The sequence below is a fragment of the Piscibacillus halophilus genome, assembly GCF_900110685.1.
GTDB lineage: Bacteria > Bacillota > Bacilli > Bacillales > Alkalibacillaceae > Piscibacillus > Piscibacillus halophilus.
Genome location: NZ_FOES01000029.1, coordinates 1 through 20,545, shown reverse-complemented (window position 1 = coordinate 20,545; position 20,545 = coordinate 1). Strand labels below are relative to the sequence as shown.

Sequence of the window (20,545 nt, the reverse complement as noted above, 5' to 3'; positions counted from 1 at the left end):
CGCTGCTGAAAACTATGAATCCTAACAATCTACTTTCCCATTTCTATTAAAACGTGTTACTATATGGTTTAGAAATGTATTTGAGGAGGACTCGTGATGTCAGAGTCAGGTAAAAATAGAATCACAGTCGAAATAAGTAATAGAAAATTTACTGTTGTCGGTGAAGAGTCTACACAACATATAAAAATGGTTGCAAGCCTGGTTGATCAAAAAATGGAAGAGCTTCGTTATGCCAAGCCTTCTTTAGATACATCACAACTCGCTGTATTAACAGCTCTAAATACAATGAGCGATTATTTAAAATTAAAAGAAGAATACAATGCCTTAATACAGAATGAAAGGGAGAAAAACAGACGAAAAAATGGTTAGCTTAATAATTTTTATACTATTAATTATAGGATTTTTAATCGGATTAAAACGTGGTTTTATATTGCAAATTTTACACTTAACAGGGTTTGTTGTAGCATTTATCATCGCTATACTTTACTTCAGAGAATTAGCTGCTAAGCTTGAACTTTGGATTCCTTATCCAGTTTTATCTGAAGATTCCTTTTGGGGAGAATTATTTAATTCTGTTGATTTAGAGCAGGCATTTTATAATGGAATTGCTTTTTTTGTGATTTTTCTTATTGTCAAGATTATTATGCAGATTATCGCGAATCTATTAGACTTTGTCGCACATTTACCAGTGTTAAATAGCGTCAATAATTTGTTAGGTGCAATTTTAGGATTTCTTGAAATGTATGTCATATTATTTGTTGTACTTTTCTTTGCGTCATTAGTGCCGGTGGAAACTGTACAAAATTTAATCAATGATTCAGCACTGGCAACGTTTATTATTGAGAAAACTCCTGTCTTTTCGGAGCAATTAAAAGATAAGTGGTTCACAACTGTAAACTAAACAAGGAGAGGTTACTCAAGTGAGTCAACCTCTTTCTTTTGCCTAAAGTGAGTATAAAGGTGGTTAAAATGATGGATAAAAAACAAGTAATTAAGCACTTAGAAGCAATCGCAACATACTTAGAATTAAAAGGTGAGAATGCATTCAAAATATCAGCCTATCGCAAGGCTGCCCAAGCTTTAGAAAGAGATGATCGATCTTTAAACGAAATAGACGATGTTGGCTCGATAAATGGGATTGGTAAAGGGACTAAGGCTATTATTGAAGAATTTATAGAAACAGGGGAGACAGAGACTCTCAACTCATTAGTAGAAGAAGTGCCGAAAGGTCTTATACCTTTACTTAAGATTCAAGGTTTAGGTGGTAAAAAACTTTCAAGGCTATACCAAGAGCTTGGTGTCATTGATGAAGCTACTCTACGCAAAGCTTGTGAAAATGGAGAAGTTGAATCGATGAGCGGTTTTGGTAAGAAGTCTGTGGAGAAAATATTGAAAGCTTTAGATGATGCTAGTTTAAGGCCAGATCGTTTACCTGTTTCGTATGTTATTCCAATTAAAGAAGTCATTGAATCACATCTTCGAATGATGCGCGAGATAGAAGATTTTTCGATTGCAGGTTCATTAAGGCGCCTGAAAGAAACAGTTAAAGACTTAGATTTTATTGTAGCAACCGATCATCCAGAAAGCGTAGCAGATCAAATTGTACAATTACCGATGGTTACTGAAGTGGTTTCTAAGGGGTCAACTAAAGTGACAGTTATGGTTGAAGGGGAATGGAATATCTCTGTCGATTTTCGTCTAATTGAACCAGATCATTTTGTGACGACCCTTCATCATTTTACGGGGTCTAAAGAACATAATGTTGAAATGCGTAGATTAGCAAAAGAAAAAGGATATAAAATAAGTGAATATGGAATTGAGGAAAGTGAGTCGGGTCAAATTCACACATTTACAACTGAAGAAGAATTATTTAATTTCCTCGATTTACCGTACTTACCACCTGAGATTCGTGAAACAGGGGAAGAAGTATCGATAGAAAGCCTGCCTGAACTCGTCGATCTACAACACATACGTAGTGATTTACACATGCACACGACTTGGAGTGACGGAGCACAATCTATTGATGAGATGGCGGAAAAAGCTATTCAAAAAGGTTATGAATATATGGCGATTACGGACCATTCTAAGTTTTTACGAGTCGCAAACGGTCTAAATGAAAAACGTCTTCTTGAACAGAACAAAAAAATAAAAGAATGGAACGAGAAACATTCTGAGTTAACAATTTTATCTGGAATTGAGATGGATATTTTACCTGATGGACAATTAGATTTTGATGAGGATGTATTAAAACAGCTTGACTTTGTCATAGCTTCTATTCATTCAAGCTTCAATCAATCAGAAGAAAAAATTATGGAACGTCTAATGACTGCTTTAGAGAGTCCTTATGTGGATATGATTGCCCATCCAACAGGACGCTTAATTGGTAAACGAGATGGATATCCAGTAAACTTAGAACTGTTTATAGATCGTGCTGCTGAGACGAATACTATTATTGAATTAAATGCGAATCCCAACCGTTTAGATTTATCATGGAATTGGTTACAAGTAGCACAAGAAAAAGGGGCAAAAGTTGCCATTAATACAGATGCACATAATTTCAAAATGCTAGACGATATGAAAGTTGGAGTTCAAGCAGCGCGCAAAGGGTTAATTAAGAGAGAGACGGTCGTAAATACTTGGAGTATGAATGACTTAGTGCGTTTTTTAAAGCAGAAAAAAGGTGATTAATATGAATGAAAAAATTCTTAATCAGTTAGAATTTGCCAAAATAAAAGAATGGTTAGAAGGACATGCGGCAACTAGTTTAGGTAAGGAGAAAGTGGCTAAACTTTTCCCATCTATAGAATTAAATGAGGTCACTCAATGGCAGGAAGAGACGGATGAAGCTGTTACAATCTTAAGATTAAAAGGGCATGTACCTTTAGGTGGCATAACGGATATTCGTCCTGCTATTAAACGTGCCACGATTGGTGGTATGTTAACAGCAAATGAATTATTAGACATTGCTAACACCCTCTATGGATCAAAACAGTTGAAAACATTTATAGAAGCCTTAGAGGATGTCGAGATACCTATTTTAGAAAGTTATACAAATGAAATTGTTTTGCTTAATCAGTTAGAACGTTCGATTAAAAATTGTATAGATGATCATGGTCATATAATGGATGGTGCTTCAAGTAAACTTCGTACAATTCGAAATCAAATTAGAACTTTCGAAAGCCGTGTGAGAGATCAGTTAGATCAATATACTAAATCGAAAAGTAATATGCTGTCAGATTCGATTGTAACAATAAGAAATGATCGTTATGTGTTACCCGTAAAGCATGAATATCGTTCAGCCTTTGGAGGGATTGTTCACGATCAGTCAGCGTCTGGTCAAACATTATTTATAGAACCTCAATCGGTGGTAGAACTCAACAATAAACTCCAAGAAGCTCGAATAGAAGAAGAACAGGAAATCGAAAAGATACTAAGAGAACTGTCTATTCTTGTACAGGAAGATGCAGAAGTTTTAAGGTATAACGTTGATATTTTACAACAAATCGATTTTATCGTTGCAAAAGGTAAGTTATCTCATCAACTTAAAGCAGCGAAACCTAGGATGAACCAAGATGGTTATATTAATATGCGTCAAGCACGACATCCATTGATTTCAGACGATGAAGTGGTAAGTAATGATGTCGAAATAGGTAAAGATTATACTGCGATAGTGATCACAGGACCTAACACAGGTGGTAAAACCGTTACATTAAAATTGGTTGGACTATGTACGTTAATGGCACAGTCGGGCTTACAAGTCCCTGCTCAAGATGGGTGTGAACTTGCCGTATTTGACCATGTCTTTGCGGATATTGGTGATGAACAATCCATTGAACAAAGTTTAAGCACATTTTCATCTCATATGAGTAATATTGTCCAAATTTTAGAAGATGTGAACTATAATTCACTGGTATTATTTGATGAGCTAGGTGCAGGTACAGATCCTCAAGAGGGGGCTGGGCTAGCAATGGCGATTTTAGATTTTGTTGTTGAAAGAAATGCGCGTGTCATTGCTACCACCCATTATCCAGAGCTTAAAGCTTATGGATATAATCGTGAGGAAGTCATTAATGCTTCTGTTGAGTTTAATGTGCAAACGTTACAACCTACTTATCGATTGTTATTAGGTGTACCAGGAAGAAGTAACGCATTTGATATTTCTAAAAGATTAGGACTTAATGAATCCATTATCGAGCAGGCCAAATCAATGGTGAACGAAGACTCTAGGTCAGTAGAGAACATGATTGCTTCATTAGAACAATCCAGGAGAAAAGCTGAAGAACAATATCGTGAAGCAGATGATTATCTCCAAGAAGCAACAGGTTTATATAACAGTTTAAGACGAGAGTATGAACAATATTTAAAGAATAAAGAACAGCATATGGATCGAGCGAAAGAAAAAGCAACCAAAATTGTTGAAAAAGCCGAAGAAGAAGCTGAACAAATCCTTGAAGAAATCAGACAAATGCGTGATGAAGCTAATGTGAAAGAACATCGTTTTATCGATGCCAAGAAAAAGTTGTCTGACCAAAAAGAACAATTCGAACAAACTGAAGAACGACCTAAGAAAGAAGCGAAAAAAGTACAACACTTTCAACCTGGAGATGAAGTGCATGTTCTATCGTTTAATCAAAATGGTCATATCGTGGAGAAAATCAGCGAAAGTGAATATGAAGTTCAGTTAGGGATTCTCAAAATGAAAGTTCCTGCAAAACAGTTAGAATTTGTGAAGAGACCAGATCCGTTAAAAACGAAACCTATGGCATCTGTAAAAGGAAGTGCCTATCATGTTAAACCTGAATTAGATTTACGGGGAGAACGGTATGAGGATGCATTACAACGTTTAGAAAAATATTTAGATGAAGCTTTATTAGCAAATTATCATCAGGTTTCCATTATACACGGTAAGGGAACAGGTGCATTAATGAAGGCCGTACAAAAATTTGCAGACGAACACCGTTCCGTAAAAGGAAAACGTTTTGGACATCCAAATGAGGGAGGAAATGGTGTAACAATTTTAGAACTGAAGTAGTATAAGTGAGGCTTTATATGCATAAGAATAAAGTGAGGTTAAAAAGTTTATGGAGACATTAGCAAAAGTGTTAATGGTGGTTGCCATTTTATTCGTCATCGTAGGCATCGTCTTTCTAATTTATAGTTAATAAATATGTAGTTCACGGCGCAAAGTATGGTTAACTTAGTTCGTGGGCTACTTTTTATTTTGTCGATTTTATCAGATAATTAGAATAATTATTTTAATTTTGTCTAAATGTTGTTTATAATAATAATTAGTATATATAAAAGGAGGCTATTTATAGTGGGGGTAGATTTATCTAAACCGTGGTTTAAGCATTATCCTGATGAGGTCCCAAAAACGATTGAGTATGACAACAGACCTTTACAAGATTTCTTAGGTGACGCTGCTGAAAAGTTCCCTGATAAAGTAGCGATTCATTTTCTGGGGAAAGAAATCACTTATCAAGAAGTTTTTGATTCGGCAAGAAAATTTGCGAGTTACTTGCAAGGCCTTGGTTTGGAAAAAGGTGATCGAGTAGCGGTGATGTTACCAAACACTCCTCAGTCAGTTATTGCTTACTACGGCGCATTGCTTGGTGGAGCGACCGTCGTACAGACCAATCCGCTTTATACAGAGAGAGAATTAGAATATCAGCTCAATGACTCTGGTGCAAAGTTTTTAGTGTGCTTAGATATTTTACTACCGAGAGCTAACCATGTGAAAAATGAAACTAGTTTGGAACACATTATTGTAACCGGTATCAAAGACTATTTACCATTTCCAAAAAATCTGATCTATCCATTCATTCAAAAACGAGAATATAACATGGTGGTAAAACCTGAACATAATGGAGATACTCATGTTTGGACGAAGATGTTGGAAATGGCAAATGTCAATTACACAGCTCACGAAATCGACCCTCAAGAAGACTTAGCCTTACTTCAATATACTGGTGGTACAACAGGATTTCCAAAAGGTGTTATGCTGACACATCGTAATTTAGTTGCTAATACACAAATGTGTTGTCACTGGGTATATAAAGCTGAATATGGTAATGAAGTAGTTTTAGGGATTTTACCTTTCTTCCATGTTTATGGCATGACAGCTGTTATGAACTTATCCGTGATGATGGCCCAAAAAATGGTATTAGTTCCTAAATTTGATGTCGATACGGTATTAAAATTAATTGATAAAGAAAAGCCTACACTATTTCCGGGTGCGCCAACAATTTACATTGGTTTGCTTAACCATCCTAAATTAAAAAATTATGACTTATCATCGATCGAAGCATGTTTAAGTGGCTCGGCTCCATTACCTGTTGAGATACAGCAACGATTTGAGAAAGTTACAGGTGGTAAGCTAGTTGAAGGCTATGGCTTAACAGAATCATCTCCAGTTACACATTCTAACTTAATTTATGAGAATAGACGTGCAGGAACAATCGGACTCCCTTGGCCAGACACAGATGCAAAAGTATTTAAGCCAGACACGTTAGAAGAATTACCGGTGGGTGAAGTTGGAGAAATTGCTGTAAAAGGCCCACAAGTTATGAAAGGTTATTGGAATAAACCAGAAGAGACGGCCAATACATTAAAAGATGGCTGGTTATTAACTGGTGACATGGGATATATGGATGAAGACGGTTATTTTTATGTTGTTGATCGAAAGAAAGATATGATTATTGCTGGTGGATTTAATATTTACCCAAGAGAAGTAGAAGAAGTGCTTTATGAGCATGAATCGATCTCTGAAGTTGTTGTTGCAGGAATACCTGATCCGTACCGTGGCGAAACAGTCAAAGCGTATATCGTATTAAAAGATGGTGCACAATTAACGGAAGAAGAACTTGACCATTATTGTCGAGAAAATTTAGCGGCTTATAAAGTGCCAAAATTATATGAATTTAGAAGTGAACTACCTAAAACGGCAGTTGGTAAAATTTTACGTCGTAAGCTAGTCGATGAAGAAAAGGAAAAATTGAGATCAGAAGAGGCAAATCCGACTTCCTAGTTGACAGTTTTAGATTTTCCTTATAATATGATAAGTGAATGACCATTCATTCAGTTTTGAGGAGTCCGATTATGAAGAAGAATAAACCAAAATATAAAAAAATAATTGATGCAGCCGTAGAAGTTATAGCTGAAAATGGTTACCATGCTTCACAAGTCTCAAAAATTGCCAAACGAGCTGGTGTAGCAGACGGAACGATTTACTTATATTTTAAAAATAAAGAAGATATATTGGTCTCTGTATTTCAAGAAAAAATGGGTCAGTTTATCGAGCGAATCGAAGAAGTGATAGTTGAACATCATTCAGCTGACGAAAAGCTATATCGTTTAATCGATATGCATTTTCGTCAGCTGTCTGAAAATCCTTCGCTCGCTATAGTGACACAGCTTGAATTAAGACAGTCAAAAAAAGAGCTTCGAATGAAGATCAATGATGTTTTAAAAGGATATTTAGCTGTTGTTGACCGGATATTAGAAGAAGGTATGAATGAAGGTACCTTTCATGCGCACCTGAATGTTAAATTAGTTCGTCAAGTGATTTTTGGTACACTTGATGAAGTCGTTACAAATTGGGTTATGAAGGAACAAAGATATGATCTAGTTGGCCAAGCTAAAGAAGTTCATTTTATTATTGCGAATGGACTTAAAATACACCAATCATAAGGAGTTGTCTTGATGGAGCATCTTACTTGGAAGAAGGAAGGCCATGTAGCAATTGTTACGATTGATAGTCCTCCAGCTAATGCCTTATCTTCTGGTATTCTTAAAGGTTTATCAACCGTTTTGGATGAAGTCGAGCAAGATTCAACAATTAAAACGGTGATTCTTAATGGAGAAGGCAAGTTTTTTTCAGCTGGTGCTGACATCAAAGAATTTACGACACTACAAGGTGAAAGCGATTACGCAGCGTTGGCTAAAAAAGGTCAACAATTATTTAATCGAATTGAGAACTTTCATGTTCCAGTCATTGCTTCGATCCACGGAGCTGCATTAGGTGGAGGCTTGGAACTTGCGATGTCGTGTCATGTAAGAGTAGTGACAAAAAGTTCTAAATTAGGTTTACCAGAACTAAATTTAGGTATTATACCAGGGTTTGCAGGAACTCAACGTTTACCACGATATGTTGGGTTGCCAAAAGCATATGAAATGGTATTAACAGGCGAACCAATTACAGGGGAAGAAGCTGTAAATTTAGGATTAGCCAATCATGCAGTAGATGATGAAGACTTAGAAGTATTTTCTATGAAACTAGCAAACAAGTTTTCTAGTAAAAGCGGACCTTCCATCCATGCTGTTATGAAATTATTACCTTATGCACAAACTTCACAATTTAATGAAGGTGTCGATGCAGAAGCTGTAGAATTTGGTAAAGTGTTTGGAAATTCTGATGCAAAAGAAGGTATAACAGCGTTTATAGAGAAACGCAAACCTAATTTTAAAGATCAATAGACTTGAAGGAGGTAATCCGATGAACATTTATGTACTAATGAAAAAGACTTTTGACACAGAAGAGAAAATCCAAATTAATGGTGGGGTTATTGAAGATGAAGGAGCAGAATATATTATTAACCCTTATGATGAATACGCGATTGAAGAGGCAATAAAAATCCGCGATGAACACGGCGGTGAGGTAACGGTTGTTACAGTAGGTGATGAGGAATCTGAAAAACAACTACGTACTGCGTTAGCAATGGGAGCAGATAAAGCGGTTTTAATTAACACTGAAGAAGACCTTGAAGAAGGAGACCAGTATACAACTGTTCGAGTTTTAGAGGCATATTTTGCAGATCAAGAAGTAGATATAATTCTAGCAGGAAATGTTGCAATTGACGAAGCAAGTGGTCAAGTTGGTCCTAGACTCGCAGATCGTTTAGATATTCCATATGTGACTACCATCACTGAATTAAATATTGATGGGGATACAGTGAACATTGTTCGAGACGTAGAAGGTGACGAAGAGAAAATTGAAACATCATTACCATTACTTGTCACATGTCAACAAGGGTTAAACGAACCGCGTTACCCTTCTTTACCAGGAATTATGAAAGCGAAGAAGAAACCTCTTGAAGAGTTAGAAATTGATGATCTTGACTTAGATGAAGATGATGTCGAAGCGAAAACGGAAACTGTTAAAGTTTTCCTTCCACCTGAAAAAGAAGCTGGTAAGGTGTTAGAGGGCGAGACAGACGAACAAGTTAAAGAGCTTGTATCACTACTAAAATCTGAAGCAAAAGTACTTTAATTTGACAGGTGTAGAAAGGAGAATGAAAATATGACTAAAATATTAGCATTTGCAGAATTAAAAGACGGTGAGATTCGTAATGTTTCATTTGAAACGGTAGCTGCGGCTCGTCAAATCGATGAAAGTGCAGAAGTGGTGGCTGTCGTATTAGGCTCTCAAAATGTTGAGGATGCAGCTAACCAAATGATTCAATATGGTGCAGATCGTGCTGTTACTGTAACTCATGATCTTCTAGCTAACTATACATCAGACGGTTATACTCAAGCTGCTATGGCAGTTATTGAACAAGAAGATCCAGACGGTCTAGTCATGGGGCATACTTCCGCGGGTAAGGATTTATCCCCTCGAATTGCTAGTAAGTTAGATAACGGACTTGTATCTGATATTACAGGAATCGAAGGAGATCAATTTGTACGTCCGATTTACTCGGGTAAAGCATTTGAAAAGAAGACGATTAAGGATGGAAAGACTTTTGTCACGATTCGTCCAAATAACATCGCTCCGCTTGAACAAGATGGTGGCCGTTCAGGTGACATCACGTCATTAGAAGTTGATATTAAAGATTTACGTACCATTATTAAAGAAGTAGTTCGTAAGGCATCAGACGGTGTAGACCTGTCAGAAGCTAACATTATTGTAGCTGGTGGACGTGGTGTTAAAAGCGAAGAAGGCTTTGAACCTCTATACGAATTAGCGGATGTATTAGGTGCAGCAGTAGGGGCATCACGTGGAGCATGTGATGCGGGATACTGTGACTATTCTTTACAAATTGGTCAGACTGGTAAAGTTGTGACACCGGACCTTTACATCGCATGTGGAATCTCGGGTGCGATTCAGCACTTAGCGGGTATGTCAAACTCTAAAGTCATTGTGGCGATCAATAAAGATCCAGAAGCGAATATCTTTAACGTTGCTGATTATGGTATTGTAGGTGACTTATTTGATGTCGTACCTAAGTTAACGGAAGAACTTAAAGCATTACAAGTTAAGTAACATCCTAAGAGTTCTTTGCCTCATGATAAGGTAAGGAACTCTTTCTTTTACATAGCTTAAGTTGAAATGCACGACATGTAGGGCTTATCACTATATATGTAATGAGAAACAAAGTATTGGAAAAGATAAGAATTAACGTGATATACTTACGTTACAATTGAAATTGAGGAGGATTTAATTATGGCAATTGTAAATGCAACTGACCAAACTTTTAATGAAGAAGTATCGGATGGTCTAGTTTTAGTAGATTTCTGGGCAGCATGGTGTGGCCCTTGTAAAATGATTGCTCCTGTTTTAGAAGAGCTAGATTCTGAAATGAACGATCAAATTAAAATTGTAAAGTTGGATGTAGATGAAAACCAAGAAACAGCTCAAAAATTTGGTGTTATGAGCATCCCAACATTAATCTTATTCAAAGACGGAGAAAAAGTCGATCAAGCGATGGGCTTCCAGCCAAAAGATGCGTTACAAGAGTTTGTACAAAAACACGCATAAATCATAAAGAGCTAACTGAGGTTAGCTCTTCTTTTTATGTCCAAGTTTAATCATGGTAAAATAAAGCTAGAACCCATAACATGAGGTGTTATAAATGGCTGATCAAATAAAAGACAAGTTAGCAATTTTACCAGATAAACCAGGTTGCTATTTGATGAAAAATAAAAAGGGTGAAGTGATATACGTAGGTAAATCCAAGTTGTTAAAAAATCGTGTCAGATCATATTTCACTAGTGCTAATGATTTGAAGACACAACGGTTAGTGAATGAAATTGAGGATTTCGAATATATTGTGACTTCTTCTGAGATGGAAGCGTTAATTCTTGAGATGAATCTGATTAAAAAGTATGACCCCAAGTATAATGTCATGCTTAAAGATGATAAAAGTTATCCTTTTTTAAAAATTACAAACGAAGAGCACCCAAGATTAATTGTGACGAGAAAAGTAAAGAAGGATAAAGGTAAATATTTTGGACCTTATACCAATGTATATTCCGCTAGAGAAACGAAAAAATTACTTGACCGATTATACCCATTAAGAAAATGTAATGTCATGCCTAAACGAGTATGTTTATACTATCATATAAACCAATGCTTAGGACCGTGTGAGTATCCGGTAAGTCAAGAAACCAATGAGCAATTAGTGCAAAAAATAACCTCATTCTTAAGTGGAGGACACCGTGAGATCAAGCAAGAATTAACAGAAAAAATGCACCAGTTTGCTGAAAACCTTGATTTTGAAAAAGCAAAAGAATATCGAGATATGATTGAACATATTGAGAGTGTTATGGAAACACAGAAAATGGACCTTCAAGATGTAACCGATCGTGATGTGTTTGGTTATGCATATGATAAAGGTTGGATGTGTGTTCAAGTATTTTTCATAAGGCAAGGTAAATTAATCGAAAGAGATGTTTCCTTATTTCCAATTTATAACGATCCACACGAATCGTTTATAAGTTATATCGCTCGTTTTTATGAACATTCCAATCATATTAAACCTAAAGAAATTTTCTTACCAGTTGGTAGTGATCAAGATCTACTAGCAAAAGTGTTGGATGTCAAAGTTAAAACACCACTTCGTGGGAAGAAAAAAGACTTAGTAGAATTAGCTATGGAAAATGCTCAAATTTCCTTGAAAGAAAAGTTCTCGTTAATTGAACAAGATGAAGAACGAACAATTAAAGCTGTAGAACGATTAGGAGATATTTTAAATATTGAAACGCCTCATCGAATTGAAGCTTTTGATAACTCTAACATTCAAGGAACTCACCCAGTATCGGCAATGGTGACATTTGTAGATGGTAAACCTAAGAAGAATGAATACCGAAAATATAAAATTAAAACCGTCGAATCTCCAGACGATTATGAAACGATGAGGGAAGTTATTCGTCGGCGGTATCAAAGACTTTTAAAAGAGAATCAGCCCTTGCCTGATTTGATTATGGTTGATGGCTCTAAAGGACAAATGTCAGCAGCACAAGATGTATTAGAGAATGAGTTAGGTTTAGACATTCCGATATGTGGTTTAGCTAAGGATGACAAGCATAAAACGAGTGAACTATTATATGGTGACCCACCAGAGCCGGTTCCATTAAAACGAAATGAGCAATCATTTTATTTAGTACAACGAATTCAAGACGAAGTACACCGCTTTGCTATTACTTTTCACAGGCAGCTCCGTGGCAAAAGTGCTATTCAATCAAGTCTTGATGAAATAGAAGGGATTGGCCCTAAGAGAAAACGCTTGTTGATACAGCAGTTTGGATCCATTGAACAAATTAAAGATGCAAGCATTGACGATATGGCCAAATTGGGCATTCCTGCTAACGTAGCAGAAAATATACAAGAGTATTTTTTGAATGAAAAAAATCATGGTGCAGAAGACTAAGATGAAAATGTAGAATTATGTAGAAAAACAACGCTAATATTGGTAAGGATTTCTTGACGCTTTAATCCGTTAGAAGTACAATATAACATGTCATGTTTACTTTTATGAATGTCTTTAAGAAAGATTATTTTACACAAAACGAGGGGGGTAACACATGGCGGAAAACCGTGAGTTCTTTTATCGTAGGCTACATTCTTTATTAGGTGTCATACCTATTGGGATATTTCTAATGCAGCACTTGGTGGTAAACCACTTTTCTACATATGGTCCAGACGCTTTTAATGCTGCAGCGCACTTTATGGAAAGCCTACCATTGCGTGTCGGTTTAGAGATTTTTGTGATTTATTTACCGATACTTTTTCACGCAATCTATGGTGTTTTTATCGCGTTTACGGCATCGCCAAATTCGTTTAAATTTGGTTATTTCCGTAATTGGATGTTCCTTTTACAACGTGTGACAGGTATTATTACGTTAATCTTTGTGGTATGGCACGTATGGGAAACTCGATTAGCTAATGCGATTCATGGAACGGAAATTAACTTTGATTTAATGGCAACTATTTTATCCAGTCCATTTATGTTCTGGTTCTATGTTGTTGGTGTTATTTCAACAGTATTCCATTTCGCTAATGGTTTATGGTCGTTCTTCGTCACTTGGGGTATTACAGTAACACCACGCTCTCAAGTCGTTATGACGTATGTGACCATTGCTATTTTTGCAATTTTCACTTACATGGGAATTGCTTCTCTAATTGCATTTACATCTTAATGATCGATTAAAATCGTAAATCGGATTGATAAGGGAGTGAAACAACATAATGAGTAGTAACAAAAATGTCGTTATTGTGGGCGGTGGATTAGCTGGTCTAATGGCAACAATTGAAGTTGCTCAAGCTGGTGTTCACGTCGATTTAATTTCACTTGTTCCAGTTAAGCGTTCTCACTCCGTTTGTGCACAAGGTGGTATTAACGGTGCTGTTAATACAAAAGGTGAAGGTGATTCACCTTGGGAACACTTTGACGATACGGTATATGGAGGGGACTTCTTAGCGAACCAACCTCCAGTAAAAGCTATGTGTGAAGCCGCTCCGGGCATTATTCATATGTTAGAACGTATGGGTGTTATGTTTAACCGTACACCTGAAGGTTTATTAGATTTCCGTCGTTTTGGTGGTACTCAACACCACCGTACAGCATTTGCTGGTGCGACGACTGGACAACAATTACTTTACGCTTTAGACGAGCAAGTACGTCGTCAAGAAGCAAATGGGTTAGTTACAAAATATGAAGGATGGGAATTTATCTCTACGATCCTAGACGAAGATGGTCGCTCTCGCGGAGTCATTGCACAAGATTTAAGTTCTCATGAGATGAGAGCTTTTAAAGCAGACGCTGTGATTATTGCAACAGGTGGACCGGGAATTATCTTCGGAAAATCTACTAACTCTGTCATTAACACAGGTTCTGCAGCTGCTCGACTTTATCAGCAAGGTGCTGCTTATGCGAACGGTGAATTTATTCAAATTCACCCAACTGCGATTCCTGGAGATGACAAACTTCGTTTAATGAGTGAGTCTGCACGTGGTGAAGGTGGTCGTGTATGGACTTACAAAGACGGTAAGCCTTGGTATTTCTTAGAAGAGAAATATCCTGCATACGGTAACTTAGTACCACGTGATATTGCAACACGTGAAATTTTTGATGTTTGTGTCAATCAAAAATTAGGTATTAACGGTGAAAATATGGTTTACCTAGACTTATCGCATAAAGATCCTAAGGAATTAGATGTTAAGCTAGGTGGAATCATTGAAATTTATGAGAAATTCGTTGGTGAAGACCCACGTAAAGTACCTATGAAGATTTTCCCTGCCGTTCACTACTCAATGGGTGGATTATGGGTTGACTTTGATCAAATGACAAATATCCCTGGTGTATTTGCGGCTGGAGAGGTAGATTACTCTATTCACGGAGCTAACCGACTAGGTGCTAACTCATTACTATCATGTATCTATGGTGGTATGGTAGCTGGCCCTAACGCAGTTAAATACATTGAAGGTTTAGATGAGTTAGCAGAAGATCAAACATCTTCTTTATTTGAAGAAAAACTTAAAGAAGAAGAAGAGAAGTTTGAAAATCTCATGAATATGACTTCTGGTAGTGAGAACCCTTATAAATTACACCGTGAACTTGGTGAATGGATGACAGATAACGTGACAGTTGTTCGTGAAAACGAAAAACTGAAGAAAACTGATGAGAAGATTGTAGAGCTCATGGAACGCTGGAAAGACATCAACATTGCCGATACTTCAAGATGGAGCAATCAAAGTGTTATGTTTACACGTCAACTTCAAGATATGCTTCAGTTAGCACGAGTTATTACTCAAGGAGCTTATAATCGTAATGAAAGTCGTGGTGCTCATTTCAAACCAGAATTCCCTGAGCGTAACGATGAAGAATGGTTAAAGACTACTAAGGCAACCTTTAACCCAGAGAAGAATGGTCCAGATATTACTTATGAAGAGGTTGATACATCATTAATCGAACCTCGTAAGCGTGACTATTCTAAATCGAAATAAAAGGGGGTAAATACAGATGGCTGAAGAAAATAGAACGATCAGATTGATTATTCAGCGTCAAGACAGCCCGGACTCTCAGTCTTATGAAGAAGAGTTTGAAATTCCCTACAGACGAAATATGAACGTTATTTCTGCATTAATGGAAATTAGACGTAATCCTGTTAATGCTAAGGGAGAGCAGACAACACCTGTACATTGGGAAATGGGTTGTCTTGAGGAAGTTTGTGGCGCATGTTCAATGAACATTAATGGCAAACCAAGACAGTCTTGTACGGCACTAGTTGATCAATTAGAGCAACCGATTCGATTAACTCCAATGGATACATTCCCTGTTATTCGTGACTTAGCTGTTGATCGTAGCCGTATGTTTGACTCACTTAAGAAAGTTAAGGCATGGACTCCAATTGATGGTACTCATGACTTAGGACCTGGAGAAAGAATGCCTGAAACTAAACGTCAATGGGCTTATGAACTATCTAAATGTATGACTTGTGGCGTATGTTTAGAAGCTTGCCCGAACGTTAACAGCAAATCCAACTTTATCGGTCCTGCTGCTTTATCTCAAGTCCGTTTACACAATTCAACTCCAAACGGCTCTATGCATAAAGCTGAGCGTATGGATGCTGTAACAGGTGATGGCGGACTACAGAATTGTGGTAATTCACAAAACTGTGTACAAGCTTGTCCGAAAGGTATTCCACTTACAACATCAATTGCAGCACTTAACCGTGAAGCGACTGTTAATTCATTTAAGAACTTCTTCGGAAGTGACTATCAATATTAATCTATATGATTATAACCATGAACAGGGGCTGACATAATTGTCAGCCCCTAATTTAAAATATAAAATGAATAATTATTCATTTTATATAATTGGAGGTATCATTCATGAGATTACCTAATTACATTCAAGACTTAACAGAGTGGAGATCAAGTTTTAAATTTTCAACTTCAGTAGAAATTCGTTTTTCCGAGACGGATATGTTTGGTCATATGAATAATGTATCACCTTTTATTTATTTCGAAGAAGCAAGGATTAAATTTTTTGATAAAATAGATTTATTTGGTAATTTAGCAGAAGCGCAAGCAAAAGTGCCTGTCGTAGGAGATTTACAATGTGATTACATCAAGCAAGTTTTTTTCGGTGATACCCTTTCTATTTATGTAAAGGTAGCCGAAATCGGAAATAGTTCAATTGACATACATTATATGGGGATAAATCAGAATAATGATTTATGTTTAACAGCTAGAGGGAAAGTCATTCAAATCAATCCAAAAACGGGTAAACCCGTTCCAATTAACGATCAACAGAGAGAAAAACTTAACTTATATAGTGAATCTGTGAATATGTAGTTAATTGTTTGAACCAAAATCGGTTTTTTTTCATAAACTATCATGACTAAGTAATTCCTCATAAGGAACAAGTAGCTCACTCTTTAACAGAGGAGGGGTTACCGTTTGGATAGCAAAAAATATCGTCCTACCAATATATTGACCAAAAGAGAAAGAGAAGTTTTTGAATTACTTGTGCAGGATAAGACAACTAAAGAAATAGCAGAGCAGTTGTTTATTTCTGAAAAAACTGTGCGAAATCATATTTCAAACACCATTCAAAAATTACAAGTCAAGGGGCGTTCTCAAGCTGTAGTCGAATTAATACGACTTGGTGAAATTCAGCTATAATTTGAACCGGCTGTTTTATAGCCGGTTCCTTTAATATTTTAAATTAGCATGACAATCCTATAGATATACTTGAATTTTTCTTATAAAAAAGTGAAAATATGAACATAGACTTTTTTAAGGAGGAAATCCTGTGCATTCTACTATTGATGCTAAAACGATAACAGAGTTAGAGAAAAGCATTCGCTACATATCTCATATTATTAAACAAAGAGGTCGAGAAATTTTAGATCATTATCCAATTACTCCTCCTCAGTTTATTGCTCTTCAATGGTTAAAAGATTCGGGAGACTTAACGATTGGAGAACTCTCTAAGAAAATGTATTTAGCGTTCAGCACAACGACAGATTTGGTCGATCGTATGGAAAAAAATGAATTGATTGAACGTGTCCGAGACCCAAAAGATCGTCGTGTGGTACGTATTCATTTACTTGATAAAGGTAAGGAGATTATTCATGAAGTAATTGAAAAGAGGCAATTATATTTACAAGAAGTCTTACAGTCATTTTCTGAGGATGAAGTTAAATCCTTACACATTCTAATGTCAAAAATGTTCGATGAAATGAAGGTACATGAAGAAAATGCAAGCAACAAGAATAGAGGAGAATGAACTTGGAACGACCAATAGGTGTAATTGATTCTGGTGTTGGTGGATTAACCGTATTACATGAACTAAAAAGACAACTCCCTAAAGAGAAATTTATTTATTTAGGAGATACTTTAAGGTGCCCTTATGGGTCTAAGCAGGAAGAAGAGGTTATTCAATATACGTGGGAAATGGTTACCCATTTAATGACGTTTGATATTAAAATGCTGGTTATTGCTTGTAATACAGCAACTGCATTAGTGCTTGAGCAATTGAAAGAGCATTTACCTATTCCAGTAGTAGGGGTTATTGAGCCTGGGGCTAGAGCAGCCATTAAACAAACTCAAACAAATCACGTGGGGATCATTGGTACTGAAAATACGATTCGAAGTCAGGCATATGAACTAGCTCTTAAACGGATAAAGCCTAATTTAACTACAACTGGTGTAGCGTGCCCTAAATTTGTTCCTTTAATAGAGAGTGGGAAGTTTATTGAATCAGATGCCATCAAGGTGGTTGAAGAAAGTTTAGAATTTATTAATGAGCACCCTGATCTTGATACATTAATTCTCGGATGTACCCATTACCCCATCATTCAATCGTTAATTGAGAAAGTTGTAGGAAATAATGTGACGGTCTTGTCATCTGCAGTGGAGACGGGATTTGAAGTTAGTACTTTATTAACATTTTATAATATGTATAATTCTCAAGATATGGTACATTCTGAGCCTGTCATTTTGACCACAGGTAGTCTTAATGTATTTCAACATCTTAAAGAGGAAATTTTTCAATTGAAAAGTGCCTCTTTAAAACAAATTACGTTGACATAAGTTTAACTTATACTTCAGAGCAATGAGGTATAAGTTTTTTTATGATATACTTTGGGTTGTGATTAGAAAAGAAGAAATAGAATAGACTAATTTTGCAGTTATTTTTAATTTATTTCAGGAGGAATATTATGCGTACTGACGGCCGTACTGCCGAACAATTGAGAAATGTAATGATTACAACCAATTTCACAAAACATCCAGAAGGATCTGTTCTAATTTCTGTAGGAGAAACGAAAGTTATCTGTAATGCAAGTGTCGAAGAACGTGTCCCTCCTTTTATGCGTGGACAAGGGAAAGGATGGATTACAGCAGAATACGCGATGCTTCCTCGTGCCACTGAGCAACGAAATATCCGTGAATCTTCAAAGGGTAAAGTATCTGGACGTACGATGGAAATTCAACGGTTAATTGGAAGAGCTTTAAGAGCTGTCATTGATTTAGATTTTATAGGAGAAAGAACGATTTGGGTAGATTGTGATGTCATTCAAGCTGATGGAGGCACACGCACGGCTTCTATTACTGGTGCATTTGTCGCTGTCGTATTAGCATGCGGAAAGTTATTAGAAGAAGAAAAAATTAAGGAGATGCCGATTAAGAATTTTTTAGCTGCTACATCAGTTGGAGTAACTGATGAGGGAGAGCCAATTCTAGATCTATGTTATGAAGAGGATTCAACGGCATCTGTTGATATGAATATTGTCATGACCGACCAAAATGAGTTTGTAGAGTTACAAGGAACAGGAGAAGAAGCGACATTCTCACCTGAACAATTAAATGAATTGATTAGGTTAGCCCAAAAAGGTATTAATGAATTATTTAATTATCAGAGAGAGGCAATTGGAGAGCTGTCAAATAGAATTGGAGAACACAAAGGGGAATAGGTTATGAAACAAGTTTACGTGACTACCACAAACCAAGGTAAAGTAAAAGAGTTTCAAGAATTATTTAAATCACTAAATATTCAAATGGTAAGTCTAATGGACGCGTTTGAAAATGTAGAGGACGTTGAAGAGACTGGAACTACGTTTGAAGAAAATGCACGATTAAAAGCCGATACTTATTCTAAAAGATACAATGTACCTGTCATGGCTGATGACTCAGGGTTAACGGTAGACGCTTTAAACGGTGAACCTGGTGTTTACTCAGCTCGTTATGCTGGCTTAGATAAGAATGATGAAGAAAACATAGAAAAACTTCTTAAAAATTTAGATGGAAACAATAACCGCTCTGCAGCGTTTGTATCTGTCATTGCTTATGCAAGACCTGAAGAAGAGACGATTGTTGTAGAAGGCCGATGTGAAGGTGAAATTGCAGAGTCTGCAAAAGGATCTGAAGGCTTCGGGTATGACCCAGTTTTTATTCCAGAAGGCTACAATCAAACTTTAGCTGAGCTCGGACCAGAAGTAAAAAATCAGATAAGTCATCGCCGTCGTGCCTTGGATGAGATGATTGAACAGATTAAAGTTCATCTTTAATAAGGAAACTGGGGAAAATTCCCCCAGTTTCTTAAATAATTTTTCCATGAATGGTTGACATGTTACGGGTAACTTTTATATAATAATCTTTGTCCGCAACAGATAGCGAAGCTAATACATAAGCGTTAATTAAATCAAGTGTTGCATATTTTATCAAATATGCGGGTGTAGTTTAGTGGTAAAACCTCAGCCTTCCAAGCTGATGTCGTGGGTTCGATTCCCATCACCCGCTCCATTTTATGCTTTTAAAAATAAATGTCCCAGTAGCTCAGCAGGATAGAGCAACAGCCTTCTAAGCTGTGGGTCGGGAGTTCGAATCTCTCCTGGGACGCCATTATAACAATATGCTCAATCCCTTTAACCACAAGGGATTGAGCTTTTTTTATATCTAATTTATTTGGCTCTATAATATTTGTTGGGGTAAAGGTTATTTTCTGATAATTCACTATATGTTTTTAGTGGTACCTTCCAGGTTAGGCCTTCCCTTTCCGCGGGCGATCCGCGAGCCTCCTCGAACTCCACTAACGTTACGTTCTGTGGGGTCTCGCCTGGCTCGCTTCTCCCGCAGGAGTGTCAGGCCTACCTGGGTTTCAGGGGAATATAGCCAAAATAAAACACGCAAGCTCCTAATTTGTTAGAATTTGTTTAGACCAATAAACAAAAACAAAGGAGTTGCGTGTACTATGTATTCTAACATTTCTATCCCTGGTTTAGAAGAGTTTAATATTACTAAATCCTTTGAAGGTGAGGG

At 36.7% G+C, this 20,545-nt stretch carries 20 protein-coding genes and 2 tRNA genes; all 22 read left to right on the top strand.

What is annotated here, in order from left to right:
* Window positions 1-96: 96 nt before the first annotated feature.
* The 22 genes from zapA (at window position 97) to BMY57_RS11460 (ending at window position 20,128) form a co-directional block, all read left to right on the top strand.
* A complete protein-coding gene (gene zapA / locus BMY57_RS11565) occupies window positions 97-369 on the top strand; it encodes a cell division protein ZapA (RefSeq protein ID WP_091774477.1) in 273 nt (90 codons plus the stop codon).
* The gene (locus BMY57_RS11560) at window positions 362-901 is read left to right on the top strand and encodes a CvpA family protein (protein WP_091774475.1); all 540 of its coding nucleotides are present in this window, start codon (window positions 362-364) and stop codon (window positions 899-901) included. Before zapA ends, BMY57_RS11560 begins: the two co-directional genes overlap by 8 nt.
* A gap of 71 nt (window positions 902-972) precedes the next feature.
* The gene (gene polX / locus BMY57_RS11555) at window positions 973-2,688 is read left to right on the top strand and encodes a DNA polymerase/3'-5' exonuclease PolX (protein ID WP_091774474.1); all 1,716 of its coding nucleotides are present in this window, start codon (window positions 973-975) and stop codon (window positions 2,686-2,688) included.
* A gap of 1 nt (window position 2,689) precedes the next feature.
* On the top strand, window positions 2,690-5,032 hold the full coding sequence (locus BMY57_RS11550) for an endonuclease MutS2 (protein ID WP_091774472.1): 2,343 nt from the start codon (window positions 2,690-2,692) through the stop codon (window positions 5,030-5,032).
* A gap of 285 nt (window positions 5,033-5,317) precedes the next feature.
* On the top strand, window positions 5,318-7,027 hold the full coding sequence (locus BMY57_RS11545) for a long-chain-fatty-acid--CoA ligase (RefSeq protein ID WP_246247274.1): 1,710 nt from the start codon (window positions 5,318-5,320) through the stop codon (window positions 7,025-7,027).
* A gap of 71 nt (window positions 7,028-7,098) precedes the next feature.
* Window positions 7,099-7,689, top strand: coding sequence for a fatty acid metabolism transcriptional regulator FadR (gene fadR / locus BMY57_RS11540; RefSeq protein WP_091774468.1), 591 nt, complete (start codon window positions 7,099-7,101; stop codon window positions 7,687-7,689).
* 12 nt (window positions 7,690-7,701) lie between these two features.
* Window positions 7,702-8,475, top strand: a complete 774-nt coding sequence (locus BMY57_RS11535; protein WP_091774466.1) for an enoyl-CoA hydratase — start codon at window positions 7,702-7,704, stop codon at window positions 8,473-8,475.
* Between the two features lie 19 nt (window positions 8,476-8,494).
* Window positions 8,495-9,268, top strand: a complete 774-nt coding sequence (locus tag BMY57_RS11530) for an electron transfer flavoprotein subunit beta/FixA family protein (protein ID WP_091774464.1) — start codon at window positions 8,495-8,497, stop codon at window positions 9,266-9,268.
* Between the two features lie 30 nt (window positions 9,269-9,298).
* Window positions 9,299-10,261: an electron transfer flavoprotein subunit alpha/FixB family protein gene (locus BMY57_RS11525; RefSeq protein WP_091774462.1), complete on the top strand. Its 963-nt coding sequence runs from the start codon at window positions 9,299-9,301 to the stop codon at window positions 10,259-10,261.
* 180 nt (window positions 10,262-10,441) lie between these two features.
* Complete coding sequence (trxA, locus tag BMY57_RS11520; protein WP_091774460.1) at window positions 10,442-10,756, top strand: thioredoxin; 315 nt, start codon at window positions 10,442-10,444, stop codon at window positions 10,754-10,756.
* Between the two features lie 94 nt (window positions 10,757-10,850).
* Window positions 10,851-12,647 (top strand): excinuclease ABC subunit UvrC, encoded by a 1,797-nt coding sequence (gene uvrC, locus BMY57_RS11515; RefSeq protein ID WP_091774449.1) that lies wholly within the window; start codon window positions 10,851-10,853, stop codon window positions 12,645-12,647.
* A gap of 154 nt (window positions 12,648-12,801) precedes the next feature.
* On the top strand, window positions 12,802-13,416 hold the full coding sequence (locus BMY57_RS11510) for a succinate dehydrogenase cytochrome b558 subunit (protein ID WP_091774447.1): 615 nt from the start codon (window positions 12,802-12,804) through the stop codon (window positions 13,414-13,416).
* 49 nt (window positions 13,417-13,465) lie between these two features.
* Complete coding sequence (sdhA, locus tag BMY57_RS11505) at window positions 13,466-15,223, top strand: succinate dehydrogenase flavoprotein subunit (protein WP_091774445.1); 1,758 nt, start codon at window positions 13,466-13,468, stop codon at window positions 15,221-15,223.
* A gap of 16 nt (window positions 15,224-15,239) precedes the next feature.
* Window positions 15,240-16,007, top strand: coding sequence for a succinate dehydrogenase iron-sulfur subunit (sdhB, locus tag BMY57_RS11500; RefSeq protein ID WP_091774443.1), 768 nt, complete (start codon window positions 15,240-15,242; stop codon window positions 16,005-16,007).
* A 104-nt stretch (window positions 16,008-16,111) separates the two neighbouring features.
* A complete protein-coding gene (locus tag BMY57_RS11495) occupies window positions 16,112-16,576 on the top strand; it encodes an acyl-CoA thioesterase (RefSeq protein WP_091774441.1) in 465 nt (154 codons plus the stop codon).
* Window positions 16,577-16,681: 105 nt separating this feature from the next.
* Window positions 16,682-16,906 (top strand): helix-turn-helix domain-containing protein, encoded by a 225-nt coding sequence (locus BMY57_RS11490; RefSeq protein WP_091774439.1) that lies wholly within the window; start codon window positions 16,682-16,684, stop codon window positions 16,904-16,906.
* Between the two features lie 130 nt (window positions 16,907-17,036).
* Window positions 17,037-17,513 (top strand): MarR family winged helix-turn-helix transcriptional regulator, encoded by a 477-nt coding sequence (locus tag BMY57_RS11485; RefSeq protein WP_091774437.1) that lies wholly within the window; start codon window positions 17,037-17,039, stop codon window positions 17,511-17,513.
* Window positions 17,510-18,319 carry a glutamate racemase gene (gene racE, locus BMY57_RS11480; RefSeq protein WP_091774435.1) on the top strand — a complete coding sequence of 270 codons (810 nt, stop codon included), beginning with the start codon at window positions 17,510-17,512 and terminating at the stop codon, window positions 18,317-18,319. Before BMY57_RS11485 ends, racE begins: the two co-directional genes overlap by 4 nt.
* A 128-nt stretch (window positions 18,320-18,447) precedes the next feature.
* Entirely contained in the window at window positions 18,448-19,200 is a 753-nt protein-coding gene (gene rph / locus BMY57_RS11475) for a ribonuclease PH (RefSeq protein ID WP_091774433.1), read from the top strand.
* 3 nt (window positions 19,201-19,203) lie between these two features.
* The gene (locus BMY57_RS11470) at window positions 19,204-19,794 is read left to right on the top strand and encodes an XTP/dITP diphosphatase (RefSeq protein ID WP_091774431.1); all 591 of its coding nucleotides are present in this window, start codon (window positions 19,204-19,206) and stop codon (window positions 19,792-19,794) included.
* A 161-nt stretch (window positions 19,795-19,955) separates the two neighbouring features.
* Window positions 19,956-20,029 (top strand) — tRNA-Gly (locus tag BMY57_RS11465).
* Between the two features lie 22 nt (window positions 20,030-20,051).
* Window positions 20,052-20,128: transfer RNA gene (locus tag BMY57_RS11460), tRNA-Arg, on the top strand.
* Window positions 20,129-20,545: the final 417 nt, after the last annotated feature.